11 protein-coding genes, 1 tRNA gene, 1 rRNA gene and 2 pseudogenes are annotated in these 15,642 nt (G+C 40.8%); 9 read left to right on the plus strand and 6 right to left on the minus strand.

Going from position 1 to position 15,642, the window contains the following annotated elements:
* Positions 1 to 109 precede the first annotated feature (109 nt).
* From H6G18_RS23495 to hppD, 3 genes and pseudogenes are all read left to right on the plus strand, one after another.
* A pseudogene (locus H6G18_RS23495) lies at positions 110 to 448 on the plus strand (SDR family oxidoreductase); the annotation flags it as partial.
* 126 nt (positions 449 to 574) lie between these two features.
* Positions 575 to 754 (plus strand): annotated as a pseudogene (locus tag H6G18_RS23500) (oxidoreductase); the annotation flags it as partial.
* Positions 755 to 869: 115 nt separating this feature from the next.
* Positions 870 to 1,904 (plus strand): 4-hydroxyphenylpyruvate dioxygenase, encoded by a 1,035-nt coding sequence (gene hppD, locus H6G18_RS23505; RefSeq protein ID WP_190409506.1) that lies wholly within the window; start codon positions 870 to 872, stop codon positions 1,902 to 1,904.
* Between the two features lie 90 nt (positions 1,905 to 1,994).
* Here hppD and H6G18_RS23510 read toward each other — a convergent pair.
* Both H6G18_RS23510 and H6G18_RS23515 read right to left on the minus strand, forming a co-directional pair.
* Positions 1,995 to 2,067, minus strand: a tRNA-Arg gene (locus H6G18_RS23510).
* Positions 2,068 to 2,107: 40 nt separating this feature from the next.
* On the minus strand, positions 2,108 to 3,310 hold the full coding sequence (locus H6G18_RS23515; protein WP_190409507.1) for a murein hydrolase activator EnvC family protein: 1,203 nt from the start codon (positions 3,308 to 3,310) through the stop codon (positions 2,108 to 2,110).
* A 365-nt stretch (positions 3,311 to 3,675) separates the two neighbouring features.
* Between H6G18_RS23515 and H6G18_RS23520 the strand changes: the two genes are divergently transcribed.
* Entirely contained in the window at positions 3,676 to 5,091 is a 1,416-nt protein-coding gene (locus H6G18_RS23520) for an MFS transporter (RefSeq protein WP_190409508.1), read from the plus strand.
* 72 nt (positions 5,092 to 5,163) lie between these two features.
* Here the strand turns inward: H6G18_RS23520 and accD are convergent, their stop codons facing one another.
* Entirely contained in the window at positions 5,164 to 6,114 is a 951-nt protein-coding gene (gene accD / locus H6G18_RS23525; protein WP_190409509.1) for an acetyl-CoA carboxylase, carboxyltransferase subunit beta, read from the minus strand.
* Positions 6,115 to 7,232: 1,118 nt separating this feature from the next.
* On the opposite strand from accD, the gene H6G18_RS23530 reads away from it, so the two are divergent.
* The gene (locus H6G18_RS23530) at positions 7,233 to 8,519 is read left to right on the plus strand and encodes a DNA cytosine methyltransferase (protein WP_190409510.1); all 1,287 of its coding nucleotides are present in this window, start codon (positions 7,233 to 7,235) and stop codon (positions 8,517 to 8,519) included.
* Positions 8,520 to 8,563: 44 nt separating this feature from the next.
* Here H6G18_RS23530 and H6G18_RS23535 read toward each other — a convergent pair whose 3' ends face one another.
* The 3 genes from H6G18_RS23535 to H6G18_RS23545 form a co-directional block, all read right to left on the minus strand.
* A complete protein-coding gene (locus H6G18_RS23535) occupies positions 8,564 to 9,529 on the minus strand; it encodes an aldo/keto reductase (RefSeq protein WP_190409511.1) in 966 nt (321 codons plus the stop codon).
* Positions 9,530 to 9,589: 60 nt separating this feature from the next.
* Positions 9,590 to 10,732, minus strand: a complete 1,143-nt coding sequence (locus tag H6G18_RS23540; RefSeq protein ID WP_190409512.1) for a hypothetical protein — start codon at positions 10,730 to 10,732, stop codon at positions 9,590 to 9,592.
* A 384-nt stretch (positions 10,733 to 11,116) separates the two neighbouring features.
* Positions 11,117 to 11,608, minus strand: coding sequence for a hypothetical protein (locus H6G18_RS23545; RefSeq protein WP_190409513.1), 492 nt, complete (start codon positions 11,606 to 11,608; stop codon positions 11,117 to 11,119).
* Between the two features lie 211 nt (positions 11,609 to 11,819).
* On the opposite strand from H6G18_RS23545, the gene nfi reads away from it, so the two are divergent.
* The 4 genes from nfi to H6G18_RS23565 all read left to right on the plus strand — a co-directional run.
* Entirely contained in the window at positions 11,820 to 12,485 is a 666-nt protein-coding gene (gene nfi, locus H6G18_RS23550) for a deoxyribonuclease V (protein WP_190409514.1), read from the plus strand.
* Positions 12,486 to 12,613: 128 nt separating this feature from the next.
* Entirely contained in the window at positions 12,614 to 13,201 is a 588-nt protein-coding gene (locus H6G18_RS23555; RefSeq protein ID WP_190409515.1) for an FHA domain-containing protein, read from the plus strand.
* A gap of 52 nt (positions 13,202 to 13,253) precedes the next feature.
* Positions 13,254 to 15,212 carry an FHA domain-containing protein gene (locus H6G18_RS23560; RefSeq protein WP_190409516.1) on the plus strand — a complete coding sequence of 653 codons (1,959 nt, stop codon included), beginning with the start codon at positions 13,254 to 13,256 and terminating at the stop codon, positions 15,210 to 15,212.
* Between the two features lie 324 nt (positions 15,213 to 15,536).
* Positions 15,537 to 15,642: ribosomal RNA gene (locus H6G18_RS23565) — 16S ribosomal RNA — on the plus strand; the annotation flags it as partial.

A 15,642-nucleotide genomic window follows, 5' to 3' on the forward strand; every position in this document is an offset into this window, starting at 1 on the left:
TCTTAGGTAGACTACTCATATTTTCTACAACTACTCAACCTGATCTAGATTAAAATCTAGTCCAGATTACTCAAAAGCTCTTTAGATTTTCTTTACGAATCACCTCTTACAGGTGGAAACTTTAATTCAAAAAACTGTGGTTGAGTTTGGTCAAATTGATGTATTGGTAAATGCTGCTGGTGCAGGCATTCTCAAGCCCTACAACAGCGTGGAACCAGCCGATTTAGACAGAATGTTAGATGTGAACTTAAAAGGTAGTTTCTACACTACTCAAGCAGCAGCCGAGGAGATGCAAAAACGTAAATCTGGACATATTTGTAATGTGGTGGGAATTTTAGGGAAGCACTCAATGCCAATGGCTTCTGCTTATTCTGCCTCTAAGTTTGGGGTTGTGGGTTTTAGCAAGTGCTTGGCGGAAGAACTCAAGCGTTTTGGGATTAAATTTACCTTATTACGTTTAATGTGAATGAGTCTTGAAACCCTTGTAATTCTGTACGTATTCACAAAACTGTGATTTTGAGTGAGTCTTGAAACTCTTGTGGGATAAGAGGCGTTGCTAATTCACATCAGGCGTTTATTTTATTTTGGTGGCGTAGATTCCCCATTCTGGGATAATGTCAATTTAAAGGTAGACCGAAAAAAAATGCTGAGTACTGAGACTGCCGCTAATGCAATTTTCTTTGCCCTCTCGGCTGAACCGCAAGCTGTGCCATTAGAAATTAATATTCAACCAGATAGTCATTTGTTTTTCTAAAATTACGCTAGCTGTCATTTATTTATATAATTCTTGCTTAGGCAGGAATCGAAAATCTAGCTAAAAAGACAAAATTTACAGTTAGATAAGCTGTGGTGCTGGATTTTCAGAATTTATGAAAATTGATCATGTTCATTTTTATGTCGAAGATGCCAAGGTGTGGAGAGATTGGTTCCTCAACTATCTTGGTTTTACCGCAGTAACTAGTAATATCAGTTCTCTACACACCTGTACAGAAGTGGTAAAAAGTGGTGCTGTGTGTTTTTTGCTATCTTCACCATTATTGCCCACCAGTCCTGTGGCGGAGTTTCTGCGTCAACACCCCCCTGGTGTGGCAGATGTGGCGTTTGCGGTAGAAGATGTAGAAGCGGCGATCGCTTATGCTCAAGCCTACGGTGCGACAATCTTGCAACCAGTCGGGGAACGGCAAATTGGTAATAGCTCTCGCAAGTGTGGCAAAATTGCTGCTTGGGGCGGTTTAACTCATACGTTAATTGAAAGATTAAGTGCAGATAGCCAGATCAATTCATCACATAATTTTATTACTGCCATAGATCACATCGTATTAAACGTAGCAATAGGTGAGTTAAAGCCTGCTGTCACTTGGTATGAAACAATTCTCGACTTGCAACCACGACAAGCTTTTAAAATTGAAACCGATCGCTCTGCCTTGCACAGTCAAGTCATGGTTTCCCGCGACGGTAGTGTACAATTACCAATTAACGAACCAGCATCTAGCAATTCCCAAATTCAAGAGTTTTTACACTTTAACCGGGGGGCGGGAATTCAACACATCGCTTTGCAAACACAAAATATTGTGAGTGCGATCGCTCAATTTCGTCACCGTGGTTTACCTTTGCTTTCAGTTCCCCTAACTTATTATTCACAACTCAAACAGCGTCGGGAAATTCCTTTATCACCCACAGAACTAGAAGCGATCGCTCAACAAGAAATCTTGGTGGACTGGCAAAAAGATCATCAAAAAGGTGTATTACTACAAATTTTTACCCAGCCTATCTTTGAACAACCAACCTTTTTCTTAGAATTTATTGAACGTCGTTTTCAGGCTCAGGGCTTTGGTGAAGGTAATTTTCGCGCTTTATTTGAAGCAATTGAAAGCGAACAAATGAAGCGCGGAACTCTTCAGTAGTTATAGTAAACAATAGACTCTAACCTCAACAGTTATCAATCGTCAGATAACTGTTCACTAATAACTGGATAATTTAGTAATCTAAGAAAACGAGCGCGGAGGGATTTGAACCCCCGACCCACAGAACCGGAATCTGTTGCTCTATCCACTGAGCTACGCGCCCTCGTACTGGCTAATTATATCATGCTCCAGCACAAAATGTGTTACAGATAATCAGCTGGATTGACTGGTGTACCATTGCGGCGCACTTCAAAATGGAGATGTGGCCCAGTAGATAAGCCAGTAGAACCAACAGCAGCGATCGCCTGTCCTCGTTGTACTGTTTGCCCCTCAGAAACATATAATTCACTAGCATGGCCGTAAAGTGTGGTGATGCCATCGCCGTGATTAATAATCACTGCTTTACCATACCCGCCATACCAGCCAGCAAAAATCACTGTTCCCGAATCAGCAGATCGAATTGTACTACCATAATTAGCGGCAAAATCTAACCCGGCGTGAAAACGCCGATAACCCAGGATGGGATGTGTCCGCCAACCGAAGGAACTACTGGTGCGTGCATTACTAGGAAAGGCGAATATTCCTGTTCCTTTGATAATGATGTTTGTCCGGCTATTTGTCTTAGCTTGCGCCTCTTCTCTGGCTTTGGCTTCGGCTATTTTTTGTTGAATTAATATCCCTAAATTTTGGGAATCTCTCTCTAGTTGGTTTTGTGCAGCTTCTAAGGCGAGGCGATCGCTATTGAGGCGTTGGATCAAATCTGACTGGGATTGAGATTGAGCTTGATAATCGGCTTTTTGTGCTAATAGTTGTTCTCTAATCAAAGCAACTTCGTTTTTTTGCTCCTCTAATTCTGTTTTTTGCTTGTTAATCAGATTGGCTTGAGTGCTGAGTTTTGCCAAAATTTGTTGGTCTGCCTGATAGACTAACTTCAACTGATAACGACGACTGATAAAATCACTGATATTTCGGCTTTGTAGCAAAACAGCCCACCCTTGATTTAAAGGCGATCGCTGAAGATAACGCAATCGTGCTACTGTTGCTACTTGACGTTCTTCATAAGCACGTTCTGTAATAGCTAGATTTGCTTCTAGCTGCTGGAGACGCTGATTAGCTTGTTGTAATCGCAATTCACTATCTTTAATTTGACTGTTGGTGGTTTGCAAGTTTTTCGCAATACCCGTGAGGCGACCTTGGGCTGCTTGTTGTAGATTCGTGAGGCGATCGCGTTCTTGCAGGGCATTTTGTCGTTCTTGTTGAATTTGTTGTTGCTGCTGTTTTAAGGTATCAATTGAAGCTGAGGGATTGGCAAATGCTGGTAGCAACACCAAAACCATACACAAAACACAGCACAATACAATACATAATCTCAAAAATCTAGTTTGTTGGACAATAGGCGATTTCATGCCGTTATATTCAGCCAAGGGATTGCAAGCATAAACAGCATTGTTCCCTAAACTCGGCAAAATATAACACTAGATGATTATTCTCTGTATGGGAATTCCAGATCCAAAAAATATCCAAAATGAGGGTGCGTCAGTGTAAGAAAACCTAGCCGTACCAAGAAATTATTCATACTGACGCACCCTACTAACCGTCAATTTGAAATAATTTGTAGTGTTTCCACGACAGAAGCATTGTATGGCTAAGGTATGAATTCTGATGGTTATTACCTTAGGGTCATGCTAGTACACAACGACCTAAGTAAAGATACGGTTTGGACTCAGTGAAAAACTCATTGTTTGTACTAGGGTAAGTTACTTATTGAATTATGGATTCTGTTCCCATTGAAACGACTGCTCCTCTGGCTTCAGAAATTCTCCAAATTACTTCACCAGAAACAACACTCACTCTTACTACTAAATCTAGTATCCGCATTCCCAAGGATGCGATTCGCACTAGCTTAAAAGCATCAACTGTAGATTCTGTGTTTGCAGCAATTTTTTCTCTGGGTACTAGTGGAATTTTGCTCAGTAATTTCTTGGTAGAGTTGGATGCTAGTCCAGTAGTGTTTGGGATGTTGTCTTCTATCCCCATGCTGGTAAATCTAATTCAGCCTTTGGGTGCTTACATATCTGAGCTTACCACCAGCCGTTTTCGGTATTCTATGTGGATTTTTGGCACTGCTCGCTTATTATGGCTGATTTTATTTATCGGGGTGATTTTATTCAACTGGGGAAGCGTCAATTCTCAACAATTAGAAGTTTTGACATTATCAATTCTTTTAATCACCAATTTGTTAGCAGGATTGGGGAGCGCTTCTTGGTTAAGTTGGTTAGCAATGATTGTTCCTCGACGCTTACGAGGTAGGTATTTTGGGTTACGTAATAGCGCGGCTAGTTTAACGAATTTAATTAGTGTACCTTTAGCTGGTTTAGTGGTTTCCCACTGGTACGGTGGAACTATCCAAGGTTATGGAGTGGTACTTATAGCAAGCATTTTCTTTGGGATTTTGAGTTTAGTGTGTCAATACTTCAAAGTAGATGTAAATCCGCGATCGCAAAACGAGGTTGTCCAATTTCCCCACCATCATGAAGTTGATGATTTATCTGAATCTATCTTGCCACCCAAAATCAACCCTCCACAAACGACGTCTGTCAGCAGCATCTGGAAAAACTCTAACTTTTTAATCTTTCTGTTGTATTTCGGTCTATGGATGTTAGCTGTAAACATTAGCGCCCCATTTTTCAACCTCTATATGTTAGACACATTGAAATTAGATGTGACTTGGGTGACGCTTTACGGTAGTCTCCAGGCGGGAGCAAACTTGCTGATGCTAATTTTGTGGGGTAAGTTAGCAGACAAGATAGGCAATCGACGTATTTTAATTTCTATAGGAATATTAGTAGCTCTGACACCATTACTGTGGCTGGGAATTGGTGTTAATAGTTTAGGTATTTGGTTGTGGTTGCCTTTATTACATATCTTACTTGGCGGAACCTCGGCGGCTATTGATTTATGTAATAACAATATGCAGCTAGGGATTGCAGCAGTTAAAAACCAGTCGATTTATTTTGCGATCGCCTCTGCTGTGGCTGGTTTCAGTGGTGCTTTAGGCACAACTATAGGTAGTTTTATCGCCCAATTCTCTCAGTACGGAGGTTTGTTGGGAGTGTTCGCCCTATCTACTGCATTGCGCCTAGTCGCCTTGATTCCTTTGTTATTTGTACAAGAACCTGGGAAGTGATGAGGAGAGGAGGCTCGGGAGCAGGGGAGAACTTACTGGAAGACCTGCTCCAACTCCTCATTCTTCTCACATCTATTCAGCAGCTGTGGAACTAAGACTCATCGTCTCCCACAGCACCATAGGAGGGGTTGTCGGGACTGGCTGATGTAAAGCGATTAGTTGGGTTAAGGTTTTCTTTAACTGGGTACGGGGTACAATGTCATCGACAAAACCGTGCTTGAGCAAGTCTTCTGCCGTTTGAAAGTCGTCTGGCAGTTTTTCTCGGAGGGTTTGCTCAATAACGCGCCGACCGGCAAAACCAATTGTTGCTTTCGGTTCTGCCAAAATAATGTCTCCCAACATGGCAAAACTAGCCGTGACACCGCCTGTAGTGGGATTAGTTAATACGGGAATGTAAAGTAATTTAGCGTCGCGGTGGCGTTCTAATGCGGCGGATATTTTAGCCATCTGCATCAGAGAAAGCATTCCTTCCTGCATTCTTGCTCCCCCAGAGGTACAGATGATCACTACTGGGTAACGTCGCTGGGTGGCTTGTTCAATCAGGCGGGTAATTTTTTCCCCTACGACTGAACCCATGCTACCGCCCATAAACCGGAAATCCATTACAGCCAGGGCAATAGGTAAGCCGTTGATTTGTCCTAAACCAGTTTTAACTGCATCTAATAAACCAAGTTTATCTTCCATTTCTCGCAGGCGATCGCTATACGCTTTGCGATCGCGGAACTGTAATGGATCTGTAGCCCGGAGATTTTCATCCATTGGCCTCCATGTGTTTTGATCTATCAATTGGCGGATGCGCTCATCACTATCCACCCGATTATGATGTCCACACTCAGCACAGACCATTTGATTAGCTGTGAGGTCTTTTGTATAGGCCAATACACCACACTTAGAACATTTATGCCATAACCCATCGGCAATTTCACGTTCTTGGCGTTCGGGGTTGGTTGCTCCCGATTTACGTCGGTTTGCAAACCAATCAAACAGAGACTTTAAACCGCGTGATTCTTCGTTGTTCGCCATTTTTATCTTATTCAAGTGGGTACGAGGTCGAAAACAGGTCAATCAATTTTGGATTTTAGATTGACGATTTTAGATTTGTTCCGCTCCCCTGCGGCTGGACTTGTAGTTTGCTTCTCCGGATAAGTACCGAAAAAATCAATTCCATTATCCAAAATCCAAAATCTAAAATTGGTGTGGTCAAGCTGGTCTGGGGGGTTAATCATTACTAGTTTTTGACTACTAATTTTTTAACCTTTGACGCTTAACTACACCGTCAAAATACGCTTATAAGCAACTCAGACCTTAAATTTGCATCTTTGGTTGCCAGCTTAACGAAAATACCGATACCAATACAAGTCTTTACCCCTACGCGTATTCGTAATTCTTAATAGCCTACAGCTACTACTGAGGAGAACTCACAGAGTAGGCTTGCGGCTACGTAATTCGTAATTAATATAGCGTCTGGGTTTCATGGATTGGAAATAGGTGGTTCTCTGACAAAGTTTGATGGGATGGAAACCAAGACCCTCCGGGTGCGCCAGTCCCCTACGACGGGTTTCCCTCCTTCAGGGCTGGACTTACCACCAACTTTGCGCTGATTTACGCCGTGCTGTATTAGTTCATGGCATCTTGTAAATGTATTAGCAAAACTAAAGCAATTGGAATATCAACTCTACAACAAGACGCTTGTTCCCAACCCCAGCTTGAATTTTTGCTCCTAATATAAAAATTTATGTTGCTAGTTGATGAGCAATCAGCATCTATGTACATTAGTGGCGCTAGCTAACAGGGTGATCCTAGTCACAAGCTGATATTACCAAAATATCAAGTGTCAATGGGGTAATGAACGTTACAGTTGTGAAATTGGAGATTGCAGGTTCATAAATCACCTTTTTCATGGGCATCTGCGGAATTTTCCCGTGAATAGCTGATTTTTGACTATTACAAATTTCTATAACAAGATAGACTCAATCTCAATCCCAGCAATACATTTTCATCCGATAATTCTGTAGGTAGATTTTGAGCTTCCACTTGTTGCGGGTTAATTAAGCATTCTCATTGCATCCTGCATCTATGATGTTCCAGCAGTTTTTGGCGCAGCTTTTCTACATCTTCTTTAACTCAAATCTAACATTGGTATGAGACTCAGCACCCAGCACTTAAAAGTCAACACTCTGCAACGACGACCGATTGCAGTAGATTTATTTGCAGGTGCAGGCGGGATGACTCTTGGTTTTGAACAGGCTGGCTTTGATGTGTTGGCGGCGGTGGAAATTGATCCCATTCACTGTGCAGTACACGAATACAATTTTCCTTTTTGCTCAGTTTTATGTAAAAGTGTGGAAGATACGACAGGAAAAGAGATCCGCGATCGCTCAAAAATTAGTAACCAAGAAATTGATGTCGTAATTTGCGGTTCTCCCTGTCAAGGTTTTTCAGTTATGGGTAAACGAGTTTTTGATGATCCACGCAACTCTCTGGTATTTCACTTTCATCGATTGGTGTTAGAGTTACAACCGAGATTTTTTGTCATGGAAAACGTCCGGGGTATTACACTCGGTGAACACAAACGAATTCTTAAAGCTTTGATTGATGAGTTTAAAACTCACGGTTATCAAGTAGAGGATAATTATCAAATCCTCAATGCTGCTCATTATGGAGTACCGCAAGCGCGAGAAAGATTATTTCTTATCGGTGCTAGGGAAGATATGAAGTTACCAAAATATCCCCAGCCAATCACCAAACCAGCAAAACAGAATAGCTCTAAAGCCAAGGATTTATCTAATCTGCCAGTTTGCCCAACTGTTTGGGATGCTATTGGAGATTTACCAGAAGTAGAACAACACTCGCAGTTGTTAACACAAGACTGGATAATAACAGAGTATGGCAAGCCTAGTAATTACGCTTCCATACTTCGCGGTATCACCACTCTAGCAGATGATTATTCATGCGATCGCCTATTTGATTCCCGTCTCCTCTCCTCTAGCTTGAGAACCAAACATTCACAAACAACCATTGAACGCTTTGCGGCTACAGTTCAGGGTGAAAGAGAACCAATTAGTCGTTTCCACAAATTACATCCGGCTGGTATCTGCAATACATTAAGGGCGGGAACAGACAAGTACAAAGGTTCTTTCACCTCTCCTAGACCAATTCATCCATTTACACCCCGATGTATAACCGTTAGAGAAGCAGCCAGACTACATTCTTACCCAGACTGGTTTAGATTTCATGTCACCAAATGGCACGGCTTTCGCCAAGTTGGTAACTCCGTACCACCATTATTAGCAAAAGCTGTAGCAGCAGAAATTGTTCGTAAATTGAATACATTACCTGTTAAACCCAGTGTTCGCTGCGAGTTGGGCAAAGAAGAGCTATTACAACTTAATATCTCTCAAGCTGCACAAAAATATGAACTTGTCTAAATTGATGTGATATTTAGTCCCAAAATCCTCATGACGAATGATTTTTATGTCCAACTACGGAAGAATGTACTATCTTCCCAAATGCTAGCAGTGCGTTGAGCGATCGCCGTCAATTCTTTCTCAGATAGAGGCTGAAAAGCACGGGCTATTTTCACATTACTTTCTAATTGCTCAACATTTTCCGCCGCAATTACACAACAATGAACCCCACGCTGAGACAAGCTATATCCCATTGCTTGTTCCATCCCTGTCAAACCACCTGGCTTAAACAAACGCCCATAAGCCGGGACTTTCATCGCAATTACACCCACATTTTTTGCTTGTGCTACTGGTAATACTGAGGGGATAAAGGGATGGGGGTGATGTCTATCGGCGGCGTTAACTGGTATGAGTGTTGTCTGGAAAGGATAGCGGCGTAAGCCTTCAGCAATTATCTCTGGGTCTCTGTGTCCGGTAATACCTGAAAATCTGACTAGTTTTTGTGCAATGGCTTCTTCTACAGCTTTAATTGCGCCAGAGGGACTAAAGATATCATCCAGTTCTTCAGCAAAAGAAACGTGATGTAATTGCCACAAATCGAGATAATCTGTATTCAGGCGTTTGAGCGATCGCTCCAATTCTCGCCATGCACCATCCCTATCTCTGTGTGCAGTTTTACTAGCTAAAAATATCTTTACACGATGGGGTGGTAAAACTTTACCTAAATAATCTTCACTCGGCCCGTAACTTGCAGCCGTATCAAAGTAGCGAATACCAAGTTCTAAAGCTTTTTGAATAATTGTTTCAGCATCAGATTGTTTTCCTTCCCAAGAAAGTGGTGTTTGTCCTGCGCCTCCTAACCCAAAAATGGGTACTTTCACTTCTGTACGTCCCAAGATGCGTTCTGGCATCATTACTGGTGGTGCAGCAGTATGACTAGAATTGTGTTGTAAAGCAGTTGTCACCACAATACCGCCAGTTACAGCAGCACTGGTCATGAGAAAGTTACGCCGGGTCTGTTTTTCTGTCATGATTTTGGCGAAATCGCTACTCTGTTTGTATGTTAGCGGCAAAACAAAAGTGCGATCGCTTTACTTAGCACGATCAGTATTTTTCTTGGCGTAGCCTAAATTCCTTTTATACTCAGTAATTTGTTGCTGGGCTGTAGCATAATTAGGGTGTGAAGCCGGCACTGTCTTCATAAGTGCGATCGCTGCTTGCCATTGAGTTACAACTGTTTTCCATTCTTTTTGAGACTGGGCTGTTTTTGTTAAATTGGCGGCATTAATTGCTTGATTAAGCCCCTTTTGAAATATCTCAGGATTATGATTAATTGGTGGTGATATTTTTGGAGAGGATATATAAAGTGTCAAATTATTTTTCATTTCCGGGAATTTTGTATATAAGTATATTCCTGTACTTATCAAAAATAATAAATTAAGTATAATTTTACCTAGTTTAAATTTTTTAGCCTTGTAATTATATTGCTCGTTAATTGGTAATATTCGAGGCTGTTTTTTCTTGTTTTTCTTAACTTGTCTTATGTTTGTGTTGTCTTGGATATCTAATTCTAAATTCGCAGAATTTTTATTATAATTTTCATGTTTCTCCTGAAATAAATATTTCAGCTTACTACTTATAATCTTCCTTAGCAAATACTCAAATTGATACAGATAACTAGCATGAAAAATCCAAATTAAAAACCAAGGTTTAAGAAAAAAATCTTTATTTACTATACTACTAATCATTAACTTAATCGCACGCTCAGTTAAGCGCCCAGTGCAAATATTTAAGGCTTCAGTTGTTTCAACTGTTCTACAATCTAAAAAAGCTAACTCGGAAAAAAGAGCTACTATAAGAATAAAAGATAAAATCACCACACATATAGTATATAAACTTTCCCAAAAACTGATAAAACTAGGCATCAGTTTGGATAGATATTTTTTTGAGTTTCGTTTGTGCCATATGTACCAAATAAAATGATAGACAAAGGCTAACACAATTGTAGGTAGTAACAATCCAAACAAAATAGATAATAATAAGAGTAAAGGGCTGTTTTCAACAACAGCTATAATTACTCCTGTTAATCCAAATATTATTAAACGTGTACTGGGTAGTGCGATTGGAATTAAAATTAATGCCCTAAACCAAGAACTGGGATATGGAAACCATACAGGCCAGGAAAAATCTTGAAGGTTTTGCCTCGCCTGCTCTAAAAAGTTCGGCTTTGTCATAATCAGTCAATGGTAGAATCGGGTCACATAATTTTCAATTCCTATAATTCCCTGTTTACAGATAGCAGCAACATAATTAAGGAAATTTAAAAAATGAAATCCCCAAAACTATAAGTGATCATGATTAATTCACATCTATCACCACTCTGTTATTGCCAAATAACAAGCTAAAAAGCTTATTCTTTCGTAGGATGGGCAATACCCACTATCTGCTTATTAACACGGTGCAAGATATAAGTTGATAAAACTGATGGTGTAGCCATTGGATGCTACACTTTTGTATCGATTTGTAATAAATTGTAAAATTTTTATGCAAATATTAAAAATGTTATTTTTGCTAAAGCTGCATTATTAATCAATTTCAATTTCTTAAATATTCAAAAACTAACGTTCTTTTGTAATTACAGATATACCATTACTAATACTTACTTTTTGAATCAAAAAAGATTTACAAGATGATAAAATTTCACTTGTAATTTGATTAGCGATACTTTCAAAACCTTGCGTTGTTAAACCACATTCAGTATCACCATTTAAGGTAATAGAAACAGTAAAAATATGAGGTTCATCTAATGGTTCTATTGTACCTAGATCAAATTCTTCTGTCCAAGCCAGTAATTCCTCACCAATTTGTCGTCCATATACTTTTACTCTCTCAATAGATGCAGTATCTAAACTGGTAATTCCCTTCTGGACAAATGCAACTAAAGCTTGTTGATTAAGCGTTTGGGTAGATTCCAGCATTACCTGCAAGCAAGCCTCCTTCAGGATAACTTTTGCGGTGATGCCTTTAGGCTTTAAGTGACGATTCATCAACAATGCGATCGCCTGAGTATTTCCTTGTTGAGCAAGTTTTACAAGTTTTGCCTGTGTCATAAGCAAGTCAAGCCAAAAATTGACCAAATAAATCCTCTAATTTCAGGATTCCCCATTTATCGACACAAGCAACACTAGTTGAAAAATTCAAAAATATTTTTTAAAAAATAATACTTAATAGTTGACACATCAAATGTATGAAAAAAAGGTGCATACAATTTTAATAATCAAGATTTTACAAGATAACAACCTCAAAACCTAACTTTTAGATATGAAAATTTATCAACCTCATCCTTGGCTGTTGTCCGTAGATGAAGCCATAACTATTCAGGAAGAATTAAGAAATCAGGTAATTACACAAGATCAATTTTCACAACCCGTCCAGTATGTTGCTGGTGTCGATATGGGTTTTGAAGCAGATGGTACAATTAGCCGTGCAGCAGTTGCGGTGCTGAGCTTTCCTGATTTACAAATCATCGAAACAAACCTAGCGTACCGTCCTACTTCATTTCCCTACATTCCTGGATTTCTATCATTTCGAGAAATACCAGCAATACTTGATGCCCTAGAAAAGATTGAAACAACACCAGATATTATTTTATGTGATGGACAAGGAATCGCCCATCCTCGAAGATTGGGTATAGCTAGCCATTTAGGGGTACTGCTCAATATACCCACAATTGGTGTAGCCAAATCATTATTAATTGGTAAACACGAAGAATTACCAGATACTAGAGGCAGTTGGCAACCACTAATACATCGGGGTGAAACTATAGGTGCAGTTTTACGAACTCGTATAGGAGTAAAGCCTGTGTATGTTTCCAGTGGTCATAAAATCAGTTTACTGACGGCTATTGACTATGTGTTGCGTTGTACACCGAAATATCGGCTACCAGAAACTACTCGTGTAGCCGATAAATTAGCATCAAATAGATAAAGTAATAAAGCCACAATATAAATTTGTTGAAGTTTGTTCTCAAAACTTGCTTGCGACCACTCACTCATGTTAGGAATCGCACAGAAGGAAGTTGAAGTAGCTAAATAAGAGTTACCCAAGTTAGAACAATGAACGCACTAACTCTACAGTGGCATGATGCTGGGCAGGATAAAACTCAGCAAATTTACGAACAACAGCCAAGTAAAAATCCTGGCACTGTCCGCATCGGTCGAGACCCCCTCCGATGCGATATTGTTTTAACTAACCCGACTGTATCAGGCCTGCACATAGAAATATTTTTTAACTCTCAGCAGCAAAATTTTTATATCAGAAATTTGCGCTCACAAAATCCCCCCCTTGTAGATGGACAGCAACTTCTCCAAGGTGAAAAACCTCTAAATCAAGGTAGTTTGATCTACTTAGGTCAAGCTAAACTTCAAGTTACGACTGTTACAATTAACACCATTCCAGCCACTATTTTAGCCCCACTGCAACCACCTGTAGTCAGCCCTCCGCCAGTTACACCCTCTGGACATCAACAGCTATCACCGTCGCTAATACATCACCATCATCCAATTACACCACCACAAGGAGTTTATGGTTTAGAGTGTCCACAATGCCATCGCGTATCTTCGTTTGAAAATCTGCAAGTCGGCTGCCCTTGGTGCGGTACGTCCTTAGCAGCAGCAGTAAGTGTATTGGTAGCACCGAATTAATCAAGATAGGAAAGCTGGCAAAAAATCGCTAACGACTATTGACTATCGAGCAATGACTAACCTACAAATTCAATTGATTTGGGAAGACCCAACAACTGGGGAACGGCGAGAACCAAGGTTGGATGTGCCTATAGCCTTTGGTCGAGAATTCGCGCGGTTACCTGCGGAACTAGACGGACAGCGCGTTTCGAGAATGCTGCTGAACAGTAATGAAGTTTCCCGCTACCATGCCCTTATTGTCTGGGACAATAACCAACCGATAGTACTTGACCAAGGTAGTGTTAATGGTGTGTTTGTCAACGGTCAGCAACAAAAGCGCAGTGTTCTAGCTAACGGCGATACCTTGCAAATTGGCCCCTACATAATGATGGTGAGTCTCACTGCTAGTGTCACTACACAATTCACCAATCCGCCTTCTTTAATTCAATTTAATCCCAATACCAATATTCCCGATCCCAATCTACCTTTAGCCCCTCCCATCACACCTTTAGGTAGCAGTTTTCCCCCACTAGTATTTCAAACAGAACAAGTTCCTGTACAAGCACTCCACGCCACAGGACTACCGGTAGATGAATGTGATTATTTGGCAATTGGTGGAGGACTGGGTAGTTTTGTTTGGGCTGACTTGCTACGAATTAGTGGTGTGCGTGCTGAGAAAATTGTGGCTTTAGGCATAGAAGCAGAACCTTACGCACGTTATAAACGCCTATGTTTGAATTCCCAAATTCCTTTACACGAAAGATTGCGATCCAATTCTGACTCTTGCCCTGATAATATTTGGGGTTGGCCTAGTTATGCTTGGCGAGAGGCTTGGCAAGATTTTAGCAAAGGTAAGCTAAACACAGCATTACGGTATTTATGGCAGGTATTCGCCGAACCAACCTTTGCTGAAACTTATACTCCTCGTGCAAGTAATGTTTTCGATTCTATTGACCGGGAAGCAAAGCGTATTAACTGGAATCAAATTTATCGTTATGGGCGAGTAAGAGCAATTCGCAAAACCGATGATGGTAGATATTGTGTAGCCTATTCTCGTGGGCAAGGCAATCACGCTTTTTTTGTTAGTCGTTATCTACATTTAGCTACAGGGTATCCAGCAATTCAGTTTCTACCTGACTTGCAAGCTTATAGAGAAAAATATCAAGATTCTAAATCCGTTGTAAATGCTTATGAAGCGCATGATCATGTCTATGAGCAATTAGAACGCCAAGGTGGTACGGTATTGATTCGGGGACGGGGAATAGTGGCTTCACGTATCTTCCAGCGCATTTATGAAGCAAGACGGAAAAATCCCAGCATCACAGTTTTGCATTTGATGCGATCGCCTAAACCTCTAGGCAACAAATTTCAAAAAGCCACACGTCTAGTCAAAAACCATTACGAATTTCAACCCTTCAATTGGCCAAAAGCCTGCTGGAGTGGTGAACTCCGCGTCATGTTAGAACAAGCGACTCCCGAAGAACGCAAACGCTTACTAACAGACTGGGGTGGCACAACTACAGCCGACCGCCACGACTGGCAAAGCATCACAGAACAAGGACTAAGAGAAGGTTGGTATCAAATTACCTTTGGCGAAGTGTTGGGAGTGGAAAGAGACACACAAAATCGCACCGTCACTCAAATCCAAGAAAAAGGCTTTGGAGAAATGAAACTAGCAGCTGATTTTATTGTTGATGCCACTGGTTTAGATGCCAAAGTACAAGCCAGTCCTTTGTTAGAAGATATAGTAAAGCAATACAAATTACCCTTAAACTATTTGGGGCGCTTAACCATCGCCAATAATTTTGAAATCCTAGAAATGCGGAATACTAAAGGACAAATGTATGCAGCCGGAGCAATTACCCTCGGTGGGCCTTATGCAGCCGTTGATAGTTTTTTAGGTTTACAATACGCTGCCTTAGCTGCCGTTGATGGACTTGCCTCTGCCCATGCCCCTGGTGTCAGACGTTTGAATGCAGTTAGTTCTTTTGGGCAGTGGATAAAGTGGGTATTTAATCAGTCACCATCATGAATAGGGCAAATTTTGCTTACTAGTCTATTCACCATTGAATAGACTACCATGTACATTACCTGAAAAGGGTTTGTGTGGGGAGATGGGAGGAGAGGAAACAAAGGTTCCAAATTTTTTTTTGGAAAAGAGTTGACAAAGGAAGAAAGGGTAGATATATTGGATAAGTGCCTGAGAGACGGACGCCGAAAAGCGACGGTTCAGAGGGAGCCGAACCTTGAAAATATTATAGTTTGAAAGCTAGAATACGACAATAGCCTGCGTCAAGAAAATAAAAACACCAGGCTGAGGTGTATAAAGAGCAGTCAATTGAGCTACAAACGATTCAAAACGGAGAGTTTGATCCTGGCTCAGGATGAACGCTGGCGGTATGCTTAACACATGCAAGTCGAACGGAATCTTAGGATTTAGTGGCGGACGGGTGAGTAACGCG

Origin of the sequence: Anabaena subtropica FACHB-260 (assembly GCF_014697105.1) — a bacterium.
Taxonomy (GTDB): domain Bacteria; phylum Cyanobacteriota; class Cyanobacteriia; order Cyanobacteriales; family Nostocaceae; genus Trichormus; species Trichormus subtropicus.

Coding starts and splice junctions, on each gene's coding strand:
- hppD (WP_190409506.1), top strand. CDS start 870: ATGAAAATTGATCATGTTCATTTTTATGTCGAAGATGCCAAGGTGTGG.
- H6G18_RS23540 (WP_190409512.1), bottom strand. CDS start 10,732: ATGACAAAGCCGAACTTTTTAGAGCAGGCGAGGCAAAACCTTCAAGAT.
- H6G18_RS23560 (WP_190409516.1), top strand. CDS start 13,254: ATGACTAACCTACAAATTCAATTGATTTGGGAAGACCCAACAACTGGG.
- accD (WP_190409509.1), bottom strand. CDS start 6,114: ATGGCGAACAACGAAGAATCACGCGGTTTAAAGTCTCTGTTTGATTGG.
- H6G18_RS23520 (WP_190409508.1), top strand. CDS start 3,676: ATGGATTCTGTTCCCATTGAAACGACTGCTCCTCTGGCTTCAGAAATT.
- H6G18_RS23530 (WP_190409510.1), top strand. CDS start 7,233: ATGAGACTCAGCACCCAGCACTTAAAAGTCAACACTCTGCAACGACGA.
- nfi (WP_190409514.1), top strand. CDS start 11,820: ATGAAAATTTATCAACCTCATCCTTGGCTGTTGTCCGTAGATGAAGCC.
- H6G18_RS23535 (WP_190409511.1), bottom strand. CDS start 9,529: ATGACAGAAAAACAGACCCGGCGTAACTTTCTCATGACCAGTGCTGCT.
- H6G18_RS23545 (WP_190409513.1), bottom strand. CDS start 11,608: ATGACACAGGCAAAACTTGTAAAACTTGCTCAACAAGGAAATACTCAG.
- H6G18_RS23555 (WP_190409515.1), top strand. CDS start 12,614: ATGAACGCACTAACTCTACAGTGGCATGATGCTGGGCAGGATAAAACT.
- H6G18_RS23515 (WP_190409507.1), bottom strand. CDS start 3,310: ATGAAATCGCCTATTGTCCAACAAACTAGATTTTTGAGATTATGTATT.